Source organism: Arthrobacter sp. I3 (assembly GCF_000520575.1).
Lineage (GTDB): Bacteria > Actinomycetota > Actinomycetes > Actinomycetales > Micrococcaceae > Arthrobacter > Arthrobacter humicola_A.
In genome coordinates this window covers 14,713-25,228 of record NZ_KI914931.1, presented here as the reverse complement: position 1 = coordinate 25,228, position 10,516 = coordinate 14,713, and the positions used below count along the sequence as shown (strand labels likewise).

The 10,516-nt window shown below is 67.5% G+C and carries 13 protein-coding genes and 1 pseudogene; 4 read left to right on the top strand and 10 right to left on the bottom strand.

Annotated elements, in window-relative coordinates:
- Positions 1-420 (bottom strand): pyridoxal-phosphate dependent enzyme (locus Y706_RS25480; RefSeq protein ID WP_043436159.1); only part of this gene is annotated, 420 nt, incomplete at its 3' end.
- Positions 421-501: 81 nt separating this feature from the next.
- Here Y706_RS25480 and Y706_RS0113465 point away from each other — a divergent pair.
- Positions 502-1,695, top strand: coding sequence for an ArsB/NhaD family transporter (locus Y706_RS0113465; RefSeq protein WP_043436158.1), 1,194 nt, complete (start codon positions 502-504; stop codon positions 1,693-1,695).
- A 34-nt stretch (positions 1,696-1,729) separates the two neighbouring features.
- Here Y706_RS0113465 and Y706_RS0113460 read toward each other — a convergent pair whose 3' ends face one another.
- A complete protein-coding gene (locus Y706_RS0113460) occupies positions 1,730-2,158 on the bottom strand; it encodes a VOC family protein (protein ID WP_028276983.1) in 429 nt (142 codons plus the stop codon).
- Positions 2,159-2,323: 165 nt separating this feature from the next.
- Between Y706_RS0113460 and Y706_RS0113455 the strand changes: the two genes are divergently transcribed.
- On the top strand, positions 2,324-3,304 hold the full coding sequence (locus Y706_RS0113455) for a DNA-3-methyladenine glycosylase family protein (RefSeq protein ID WP_028276982.1): 981 nt from the start codon (positions 2,324-2,326) through the stop codon (positions 3,302-3,304).
- A 22-nt stretch (positions 3,305-3,326) separates the two neighbouring features.
- On the opposite strand, the gene Y706_RS0113450 is transcribed toward Y706_RS0113455, so the two are convergent.
- Positions 3,327-5,015, bottom strand: coding sequence for an AMP-binding protein (locus tag Y706_RS0113450; protein WP_028276981.1), 1,689 nt, complete (start codon positions 5,013-5,015; stop codon positions 3,327-3,329).
- A 111-nt stretch (positions 5,016-5,126) separates the two neighbouring features.
- Between Y706_RS0113450 and Y706_RS0113445 the strand changes: the two genes are divergently transcribed.
- The gene (locus tag Y706_RS0113445) at positions 5,127-5,405 is read left to right on the top strand and encodes a putative quinol monooxygenase (RefSeq protein WP_028276980.1); all 279 of its coding nucleotides are present in this window, start codon (positions 5,127-5,129) and stop codon (positions 5,403-5,405) included.
- 107 nt (positions 5,406-5,512) lie between these two features.
- Here Y706_RS0113445 and trxA read toward each other — a convergent pair whose 3' ends face one another.
- From trxA to Y706_RS0113430, 3 genes are all read right to left on the bottom strand, one after another.
- Positions 5,513-5,926, bottom strand: a complete 414-nt coding sequence (gene trxA / locus Y706_RS0113440; protein WP_018773584.1) for a thioredoxin — start codon at positions 5,924-5,926, stop codon at positions 5,513-5,515.
- A 78-nt stretch (positions 5,927-6,004) separates the two neighbouring features.
- Positions 6,005-6,550 (bottom strand): acyl-CoA thioesterase, encoded by a 546-nt coding sequence (locus Y706_RS0113435; RefSeq protein ID WP_028276979.1) that lies wholly within the window; start codon positions 6,548-6,550, stop codon positions 6,005-6,007.
- Positions 6,551-6,603: 53 nt separating this feature from the next.
- Entirely contained in the window at positions 6,604-7,332 is a 729-nt protein-coding gene (locus Y706_RS0113430) for a Type 1 glutamine amidotransferase-like domain-containing protein (protein ID WP_028276978.1), read from the bottom strand.
- A gap of 182 nt (positions 7,333-7,514) precedes the next feature.
- On the opposite strand from Y706_RS0113430, the gene Y706_RS0113425 reads away from it, so the two are divergent.
- A complete protein-coding gene (locus tag Y706_RS0113425; RefSeq protein ID WP_043436157.1) occupies positions 7,515-7,949 on the top strand; it encodes a DUF7144 family membrane protein in 435 nt (144 codons plus the stop codon).
- 13 nt (positions 7,950-7,962) lie between these two features.
- Here Y706_RS0113425 and Y706_RS25475 read toward each other — a convergent pair whose 3' ends face one another.
- The 4 genes and pseudogenes from Y706_RS25475 to Y706_RS25470 all read right to left on the bottom strand — a co-directional run.
- Positions 7,963-8,175, bottom strand: coding sequence for a VOC family protein (locus tag Y706_RS25475; RefSeq protein ID WP_253906792.1), 213 nt, complete (start codon positions 8,173-8,175; stop codon positions 7,963-7,965).
- Positions 8,175-8,717, bottom strand: coding sequence for a GNAT family N-acetyltransferase (locus tag Y706_RS0113415; RefSeq protein WP_028276976.1), 543 nt, complete (start codon positions 8,715-8,717; stop codon positions 8,175-8,177). Before Y706_RS0113415 ends, Y706_RS25475 begins: the two co-directional genes overlap by 1 nt.
- Before the next feature lie 84 nt (positions 8,718-8,801).
- On the bottom strand, positions 8,802-9,533 hold the full coding sequence (locus Y706_RS0113410) for an MgtC/SapB family protein (protein WP_028276975.1): 732 nt from the start codon (positions 9,531-9,533) through the stop codon (positions 8,802-8,804).
- Between the two features lie 117 nt (positions 9,534-9,650).
- Positions 9,651-10,516: pseudogene (locus Y706_RS25470) on the bottom strand (ABC transporter permease); the annotation flags it as partial.

The window sequence follows — 10,516 nt, the reverse complement described above, 5'->3', positions numbered from 1 at the left end:
GGGGATTTCGGTGACGAGCCGGTCGGAGACGCCGTAGTAGCTTTGCGGGCTGTCCGGCGGGACGGCGGTGGGCGTGACCACCACTTCCGCGCCGTAGGCCTGGAGCACGGCCCGCTTGTCCTCGCCGACCTTGTCCGGCACGACGAAGATGCAGCGGTAGCCCTTCTGCTGCGCCACGAGCGCCAAACCGACGCCGGTGTTGCCCGAGGTGGGCTCCACGATCGTGCCGCCGGGCAGGAGCTGGCCCGTTCGTTCGGCCTCCTCGATCATCTTGACCGCAATGCGGTCCTTGATCGAACCGCCGGGGTTCAGGTATTCGAGCTTCACCAGGACCGTGGCTGCGATGCCATCGGTCACGTGGTTGAGTTTGACGAGCGGCGTATGGCCAATGAGGTCCAGGACGGACGGGGCGTACTTCATAGGTACAAAGTTACCGTCTCCGGCGCGGCGGGCACGTCGGCGCGGCCACGGCGCTGCCACGGCGCTGAAAGGTGCGAGGATATGGCGGTGAAGAGGATCGCCCGGCTGAAGAAGTTCAGGAGCTACGCGCTGCCCGCGGGCATGCTGCTGGCCGGGTGCGCGGCGCTGGCGTCCGGACTGCTGCCGGTCCCCGCCTTCCAGGCGCTGGCAGCACGCACCGTGCCGATACTGGCGTTTGTGGTGGCGATGTCCCTCGTCACCGAGCTGGTGGATGAGGCCGGGCTCTTCCGCGTCGTCACGGAGCGGCTGGCCGCCCTGGGCCGCGGCCGGGTCCTCTTGCTGTGGTTCCTCGCCATCGCCCTCGCCACCGTTTCCACGGTGTTCCTGTCGCTGGATACGACGGCGGTGCTGGTGACTCCCGTCGTCGTGCTGCTGGCCATTCACGCCCGCATTCCGCCGCTCCCGTTCGCGCTGACCACCGTGTGGCTGGCGAATACGGCCTCGCTGCTGCTGCCGGTCTCCAACCTGACCAACCTGCTCGCGCAGGAGCGGCTCAACCTCAGCCCCGCCGCGTTCGCTTCGCTCGTGTGGGCCCCGGCCCTGGTGGGCATCCTCGTGCCGCTGGTGCTCCTGTGGCTGGCGTTCCGGAAGGACCTGCGCGGCACGTACGGCCCCCAGCCCGTCCATAAGGTCCGGGACCGGGTACTGCTCTACTCGGCGTCGGGGGTCATGGTGGTCCTGCTCCCGGCGCTTGTCTCCGGGGTTCCGGTGCAGATCCCGGCACTCGCGGCGGCTGCGGCGCTGCTCCTGCTCTTCCTCTGGCGGCGGCGCTCCGTCCTGCGCTGGTCCATGATTCCCTGGCGCCCGCTGATGCTCACGTCCGGACTGTTCATGGTGGTGGAGACCCTGCACGCCAACGGGCTCACCCAGTTCCTGACCGGGATCGCCGGCACGGGCGAGAGCCTGCCGTCGCTCCTGCAGCTCGCCGGCCTGGGCGCCGGGGCAGCCAACGCGGTCAACAACCTCCCCGCCTATCTGGCCCTGGAACCGGTGGGCGGCTCCCCGGCCCGGCTGGCGGCCCTGCTGATCGGCGTGAACCTGGGGCCTCTCGTGACCCCCTGGGCGTCCCTGGCCACGCTGCTGTGGCACGAGCGGCTCCGCTCCCTGAACGTGGAGATCCGCTGGGGAGGCTTCGCCCTCGCCGGCGTGGCCGCCGTCGTCCTCACCGTCCCGTTGGCGGTCGTGGCGCTGTGGCTCACTACCGGGATGCAGTGAGGTGGATGCACTGCGGGCCGGCGTGCCCGGCGCGTCAGGCGCCGATGTCGTTCCCGGCGTTCGCTGCCCCGGCGCCGCCCTCACGCGGGGCGTTCTGCCAGAGGCCGACCACATTGCCCTCAGTGTCCCGGAAGTAGGCGGCCCAGCCCATGGTGCCGATTGCCTCGCGCGGTAAGACGGTGCTGCCGCCCAGGGCATTGATCTTCGCCAACGCCGCGTCGATGTCATCGACATCCACAGTGACCACCGGGGATGTGAGGTCGCCTTCGCGGCGGAACATGCCGCCGTTGATGGAGCCCGGTACGGAGGGCATGCCGTTGGCATCCGTCGGCGTCGTCTTGATCATGGCGTAGCTCATCTCCGGCACCTGGCTTACCTCCCAGCCGAACGCCGAACTGTAGAACTCCCGTGCGCGGCCCTCGTCTTCTGCGGGGATTTCGAAATGAACCACTCCACCAGCCATCACACTCTCCTAAGAACAAGGATTCGGTGCCAAGAAGCGGGCGCGGACACACCACGCCACTAGCCGGATTTTAGCCCCGGCAGCGCGGGAGGTTAAGGGCCGTACGGCCCCTGCACCGTTGCCGCGGATGACGCTGCTGTCAGCGGGCCGTGGGAACATGTTCGAATGAGCCTTGCAGACGCCCCCGCAGGCATTGCGGCCGCGGCGGACGCCTCATTGCGGTGGCACCCGGGCGGCCCGTTCGACTTGATGCAAACCATCGGCACGCTGCTGCGCGGCCACGGCGACCCGTCCATCCGCACCGCCCCGGACGGGATCTGGTTCGCGTTCACGACGCCCCGCGGTCCGGCCACGCTGCGCCTGGCAACGGCCGGGACGCGGGCTGACCCTGCCGTGGACGCGCAGGCCTGGGGTCCCGGAGCGGGGGACGCCGTCGATTCCGTCCCGCGCATGCTCGGGAGCGACGACGACTGGTCCGGCTTCGACGAGCCCGCATTCCACGCCACCCTCCCGCGCATGGTGGTTGAAGCCCGACGCCGGAACCTCGCGATCCGGCTGCCTGCAACCGGCAGGATGATCGATTCACTCGTGCCGACCATCCTGGAGCAGAAGGTCACCGTTATCGAGGCCCGCCGCGGATACCGCTATCTGATGTACCGCTTCGGGACGGCGGCGCCGGGCGCCGGCACCGTCGCGCCCGCCAATCTGCTGGTCCAGCCGACGGCCGCGCAGTGGCTGCACATCCCGTCCTGGGAATGGCACAAGGCCGGCGTGGGCCCGCAGCGGTCGGGAACCGTCATGCGGGCGCTGCGTTCGGCCGCCGCGCTGGAACGGCTCGCCGCCCTCCCCGCCGCGGAGGCGGCGGCCAAGCTGCAGACCCTGCCCGGAATCGGGGTCTGGACGGCGGCGGAGGTGGTGCAGCGCACGCACGGCTGCCCGGATTCGATCTCGGTCGGCGACTACCACCTTGCGGCCTACGTGGGCGCCGCCCTGACCGGCCGCCGGACAGACGACGCCGGCATGCTCAGGCTGCTGGCTCCATGGGCGGGGCACCGGCAGCGGGTGGTCCGGATGATCGGGCTGAGCGGCTTCCGGAAACCGACATTTGGCCCGCGCATGACCATCCAGGACCACCGCGGCCACTGACCTCAGGAGCAACGCCGGGCCGTCAGCCGCCGGACTGGAGGCCCAGCCGGGCCGCGGCCTCCTGGCGCATGTCAACCTTGCGGATCTTGCCGGAGACGGTCATCGGGAAGCTCTCCCGGACATCCACGTAGCGCGGGATCTTGTAATGTGCCAGCTTGCCGCGGCAGAACTCGGCCAGGCTGGCGGCGTCCATCGGCGCGGCCCCCGGCTTCAAAATGACGCAGGCCATCAGTTCCTCGCCGTACTTCGTGTCCGGGACACCGATCACCTGCACGTCCTGGATGTCCGGGTGGGTGTAGAGGAATTCCTCGATTTCGCGCGGATAGACGTTCTCGCCGCCGCGGATCACCATGTCCTTGATCCGGCCCTCGATCACGATGTACCCGTCCGCGTCCATCCGGGCGAGGTCCCCGGTGTGCATCCAGGCGTCGGCGTCGATCGCCTCGGCGGTCTTGTCAGGCTGGTTCCAGTACCCGCGCATCACCGCGTAGCCGCGCGTGCAGAGTTCGCCGATCCCGCCGCGCTCCAGCACCTCTCCCGTGACCGGGTCCACGATCCGGCTCTCCAGGTTCGGCATGGTCCGGCCCACGGTCTCGGTGCGCTGGGCCATGGTGTCCACGCTCCGGGTCATCGTGGACACCGGCGAGGTCTCCGTCATGCCGTAGCAAATGGCGACGTCTTTCATGTTCATTTCCGTGATGACCCGGTTCATCACCTCGATGGGACACAGCGAGCCGGCCATGACGCCCGTGCGCAGTGTGGAGAGGTCGTAGGACGCGAAGTCCGGCAGGGCGAGCTCGGCGATGAACATGGTCGGCACGCCGTACAGCGAGGTTCCGCCGAAGTCCTGCACAGCTTCCAGCGCCGCGGCCGGCGAGAACGACCGGCCGGGGATGATGGTGGCGGCCCCGTGGCTGAGCGCCGCAAGGTTCCCGATCACCATGCCGAAGCAGTGATAGAAGGGCACCGGGATCACCACGCGGTCGTGTTCCGTGTAGCCCAGCTGCTCGCCGATCGAAAAGCCGTTGTTAAGGATGTTGTGGTGCGTCAGTGTGGCGCCCTTCGGGAACCCCGTGGTGCCGGAGGTGTACTGCAGGTTGACGGGGTCCTGCGCGTCCAGTGCCGCCATGCGCGCTTTCAGCTCGGAGTGTCCGACGTCGTCGGCCCGCTTGAGCAGCTCGGCATAGGTGCGCTCCGCCTCAGTGCCGGGTTCGCCGGCGGTCAGCCCGTCCAGGCCGGCGTCCGGGAGGAAGACCAGCTCGCGCAGGTCCGGGCATGCCGCCAGCGCCTGCCGCGCCATCCCGGTGTAGTCGCTGTTCCGGTCCGACGGCGCGCTGACCAGCATGCGCATGCCGTTCTGGGTGACCACAAACTCGAGCTCATGGCTGCGGTATGCGGGGTTGACGTTGACCAGGATCGCCCCGACCTTCGCGGTGGCGTACTGCAGGATGGTCCACTCGGCGCAGTTGGGGCTCCAGATGCCGATCCGCTCGCCCTTCGCGACGCCCAGGGCGAGGAGCGCACGTGCCAGCCGGTCGACGTCGTCGTTCAACTTGGTGTAACTCCACCGCCGGGCCTCTTCGCCGGGTACCGCGGCCGCCTCGATCAGGGCATCGTGGTACGGGAACCGCGCCGCGATCCGTTCGAAGTTCGCGCCAATGGTTTCCTCGAGCAGCGGGACGTCAGTGTCCCCGGCTGTGTAAGCAAGCATGGTGTGACGCTACCAACAGTGCGGGGGCAAAAGAAGAGCAAAGCTTGGAAGTCCTATGAAATCTTGGGTCATGTTCCGGCGCCTGCGCGGCAGCCCGGTAGGGTGATTGCCATGAGTGCACCCGTTGACCTTCAGGCCATTTTCATCCCCAACGACGGCGAATTCTTCCGCGTGAAGCTCGCCCTGGACATCGCGATCGACGAGGTGGTCAACGAGCCCGGCTGCATCCGCTACGAGCTCACCGAGGCCAGCGAGGACAAGCTCGTCCTGACCGAACGGTGGGCCAGCCAGGCGGACCTGGACAAGCACTCCAAGGGCACGGCCGTCCAGGACCTCAACGAATCCCTCAGCGCGCTGCTGGCCGAGCCGGTCAAGCTCGAAGGGCTCTAACCCACGCTTCCAACCACAACGCGGGGTCACTCCGCGCCCATCCCTGAGGGATTTATGGGCGCGGAGTGACCCCGCGTTGGTCAAGCCTGGGATTAAGCCGTGGAGGTTCAGGCCTCCGGGATCTGGGTGCCGTCCTGCTTGGCCGCAGCCGCGGCGGCCTCGGCCTGGGACCGGGCCACGTGGGCGTGGACTTCTTCCATGTCCAGGGCCTTGACGGCGTCGACCACCTGCTCGAGCTGCTGCGCGTTCAGTGCGCCAGGCTGCGAGAACACCAGGACCTTTTCGCGGAAGGCCATCAGCGTGGGAATCGACGTGATGCCGGCCTCGGCGGCGAGCTGCTGCTCGGCTTCGGTGTCGACCTTGGAGAAGACGACATCCGGGTGCTTCTCTGAGATCGCCGAGTACGTGGGGCCGAACTGCTTGCACGGGCCGCACCATTCGGCCCAGAAATCGACGAGGACAATGTCGTTATCCTCGACTGTCGATGCGAACTGTTCACCTGTGATGTCTACGGTAGCCATGAGTCAACGGTACGGGAGCGGGCACGGATTGTCCCCGGCATTTCGCTGTTGGCACATCCGGGAGGGGCTGTAGGCAGGTCACGCCCAGGCGTGCGGGGCCGGACGCCTGGCGCCGGGCAGGGCGTTGGTTTCGCGCCACTCGTGGATCCACCCGGGCAGCTCCAGATCCGCCGGCGGGGCGCCGAACTCGCGGATGATCTCCTCCTGGCTGACGGGCTTGCCCTTGCTCAGAAGCCGGGTGGCGATATAGGCCCTCGCGTACACTTCGCCGTCCACCACCATCCGCTGCTCGAAGTAGATGGCTTTCGAGTCGAGGCCGATGATCCGGGATTCGATCGTGTACTGCTGCCAGAGCTGCAGCGAACGGCGGAACGCGATGGTCTCCCCCGCCGCGACCGGGGTCCAGCCCCGGCGGCGCATCTTCTTCCAGGTGCCGCTGCGGGCCATGAGATCGAAGCGCCCGAGGTCCATGAGTGAGAAGTACATGCCGTTATTGACGTGCAGGGCGATATCGATGTCCGTGGGCAGTACCCGCAGCGGCAGCGAGGAGTTGTCCCAGATGCTCAGCGGTGAGCGGCGTGAGGACGTGAACAGCAGCAGGAGAGTCCGGAACAGGAGATGCATGAGTCATATGTTACCCGCGGGTAACAAGCGTGCCAAGGGGTGAGTGCCGGAACCTAGCTGTGCGCCGACAGAACCGAGACGGTGGCCTTGGCGCCAACGCCGCGAATCGTCCAGCAGTTCCCGGTGCCGATCACGTCCAGCTCCTCCAGGTCCGCGTGGTGCAGGACCAGGGCAGTGTTCTCATCCACGGCGACCGCGCGGTCCACAAGGCCTTTTGCCACCGCCCCAACGGCCCGGCCGAGGGTTCCCGCCTGGGCGGCGTGCACGTCGACGGCGAAAGGCACCAGGCCCAGCCCGTCGCGGATCTCCACTTCTTCCAGGCCCTCCGACCAATCCGCCGGGCAGACCTCGGTGCCGCGGATCCGGTAGCCGCCCACGATCGCCCGCACCGGCGCCACCATCGCGCCGGCTGAGAATCCCATATACGGCACACCGTCGGAGACCAGTCTGCGGATGGGCTGCGCTGACGGCAGCAAGCCTTCCAGGTAGCCCGGCGTCGGCCCGCCCCCGACGACGATGCCGTCGACGTCGTCGAACGCGGCAGGGTCCGCGCCCCGGTTGAAGCCGAGGAGGACCGGGACGACCTCGCAGGCTGTCCGGGACTGCAGCGGATCCAGATAGGCAGGCAGGAAATATTCCGAGCTGCCCTCATGGTCAAAGAGAACCACAGCGACGCGCGGAACCCTGCCGGAGGCCCGGTGCCGGAGTTCCCTGACGAAGCGGTCGAAGACGGCAGGTGCGGTTACGGTGTCCGGGCCGCCGCCAACAAGCAGGATGGTCATGGTTCAACGTACCCGGATCCACGGCAATCGCAATGAGCCCGGCGCGGGCGGCTCCGAGGACCTGTAGCGATTGACCGGCCCGGACTGCGAGGAACATAATCGGAATCGGCACTAGCTTCACCCCACGACTGCGCCGACCATGAGGCCGACGGCAGAGCATTCAACGGAAAGCGGTCGACACTATGAGTACTGCCCATCACCCTGTCACTGCGACCGGCTGGACCGGTTGGGTCCGTTTCGCCGGGGTCATTCTGATCATCAACGGCGTTTTCAGCGGCCTTCAAGGCCTCGTCGCGCTCACCGGACCCGACACCTACTATTTGTCGACCCCGGGAACCCTGTTCCTCTTCGATGCGAAGGGGTGGGGCTGGTGGAATGTCGCCCTCGGGGTGCTCTTGATCCTCACCGCCGTCGCGCTCTTCGCCGGCGCTACGTGGGCTCGAGTCGTTGGCGTCGTCGTTGCCGGCTTCAGTGCGGTCGTTCAACTGATGCTCATTCCGCAGCAGCCGTGGTGGTCCGTCATCGTCATCGCCATGGACGTGCTGATCATCTACGCGATCATCGCCCACGGCGAGGAACTGAAGGCCGAGCAAGCACCTCCGACAACCAATCCGTAGGGCACCGGCGCCATCAGCCTGCAACAATCAGCTCCACTTCGTAGCCGTCCGCATTCACGAGGTAGGCGGCGAAGTGGGCGGGGCCGCCTGCGTGCGGATACTTGTCCGGAAATAATTCCGTCCAGCCGCGGCTCAGTCCCTCCGCCGCTATGGCGTCCACGTCGGCCCGGACTGGTGAATCGGGACCCGGTGCAAACGGACCTGGTGCAACCGGAATATCAGCCATCAGAACAGTATCCGCTGGAACAGGATGTGGTCCTGCCAGGATCCGGCAATCCGAAGGTACTGGGCTGCCAGGCCAATCTCCTCAAAGCCAGCGCGCTTCAGGATCCGCTGGGACGCGGCGTTGTGCGGGAGGGTTGAGGCCTGCAGCCGGTGCAGCCCCAGTTCGTTGCGCGCGGTCTGGAGGGCGAACTCCACCGCGGCCGAGCCAATTCCCCGCCCCGTCACGTCCTTGTCCACCCAGTAGCCGAGGTGGGCGCTGAGGAATGGCCCCCGGACAATCCCGCTGAGGTTGATCACCCCGATGATGCGGGAGCCTTCCACGAGGACCCAGGGCGCATCCGTTCCCGCGATGAACAACCCGAGCTTGGATTCAATGCTGGCGGCCTGTCCCTCTGCGGTGAAGAATTCCTCAAACCGCAGCGGTTCCCAGGGCGCCAGGTGCTCCCGGTTCCGCCGGTAGGCATCGGCCAGGGGGCCGGCGTCGGACCTGCGCAGCACCCGCACGCACACGGTATGCGTCAAAGCGACGCTGTTCTCGGTCATCCGCAGACTCTAACGGTCATCCCGAACGGCTTCAATCAGCGTGCGCCAGTCACGGGAGTCTCGGCGGTGTGCCTGCTGGGGTTCTCAGGCGCTGGGATCGTCGTCGTCCTCGTTCGGATCGGTGCCGCGAACGGTCACACTCTGCACGCCGGGCACATCCAGGAGGTAGGGGACGAGTTCCCGCAGCGGAAGATGACCATGGAAGCGGATATCCATGAGGACGATCGGCTTTTGTTCATCGCCCGCCTTATTGATGCTCAGGATCGACGAGCTGAACCCCATATTCGTGGCGATCTCCAACACCTGCCGCAGCACGCCCCGGTTGTCGTCATAGCCCAGGTGCAGGACCCGGTGGGCGTCGGGGGTCGGGATCTTCCTGATCACGGGAGAAACGACGTACAACGTGATGAGGTGGAAAGCCGTCAGCGAAACAGCCAGGGACAGCATTCCGGCCCCGCACGCCATGCCGACGGCGGCAGAAACCCAAATGCTGGCGGCCGTCGTCAGGCCGCGGACCACGTTCCGTCCCTTGAAAATCACCCCGGCCCCGAGGAAGCCGATGCCGCTGACGATTTGGGCTGCAATACGGGACGGGTCCATGGTGGCCCCGGGCGCCAGCGCGGCGGCGAAGCCGTAGGCGGAGATCAGGGTGAACGTGCACGATCCGAGCCCGACCAGGACGTGGGTGCGGTAGCCAGCGACCTTTTGCCGGACCTGCCGCTCAGTGCCAATCAGGGAGCAGAGGATAAATGTCGCCAGCAGAAGCCCGATTTCCACCAGCGTGGTCGGGGTATATAGCCCGTATGCGTCCTGCATCCCGCCCTCCGACCCGGCCCGAGAGTGGCGTCCCGTCAGTGCCGGAATGCGCCAAGAACTCTCGAATCTGATATTACCGCTGCCCCCTATTGGCAAGTAGCGGCTGTTCTGGCCCGCTCACGGGGCCAGATCCCGGCGGCGCCAGCCGGCGTACCCCAGCGCGGCGAGCGCCGCGGCAGTCACCGTAAGTCCGAGCAACGGCCCGACGGCGCCGGAATCCAGGGGCAGCAGCGGCGAGTGCCGGAACGGGGAGAGCTCCATCAGCCACTCCGGGGAATTCCACAGCACGCCAAATTCACCAAGCGCGACGAAGAGCAGCAGCAGGGCCCAGACCGTCCCGGTGAGCCGGGGCGCCCAGCCGAACACCGCCAGCACCGCCGCGGTCATGACCCAGGCAGCGGGGATCTGGGCGGCAGCGGCCAGTGTGACGCGGCCGAGTTGGTTGGCATCGGCCAGGACGGTGGCTGCGCCGGCCCCGACCGACACTCCCGCCAGCAGCATGAGCACGGCGACGCCTGCCAGCGCCAGGGCGAAATGGCTGGTCGCCCACCGCGGCCGGGTGGTGGCGGTGCCCAGCAGTGCCTCGACGTGGCCGTCGGTCTCCTCGTCACGGAGCCGGCTGGCCGCGGACAGTCCGTAGGCAGCGGCCAGCAGTCCCATGATGCTGATCTCCGCTGCAATGAAGGCGTCCGTCATGGCCTGGGTTCCGCCCAGCATCATGATCAGGTCCTGCGCGTTGGGCGAACTCAACAAGTCCGTGACGTTGCCGGCCAGCGATCCGATCACCACGCCGAACACCACGAAGGCGACAGCCCAGGCCGCCAGCAGCCGGAACTGGAGCCGCACGGCGAGGTCCCCGACCCCGCGGAGCGAGCCGCGAGCCGGGCCGGGGCGCTCCTGGCGCAGGCCGGAGCCGAGGTCCCGACGGGCGCGGAGTGCCAGGGCCACGGGCACGAGTAAGGCGCACAGCGCCAGTGGCAGGC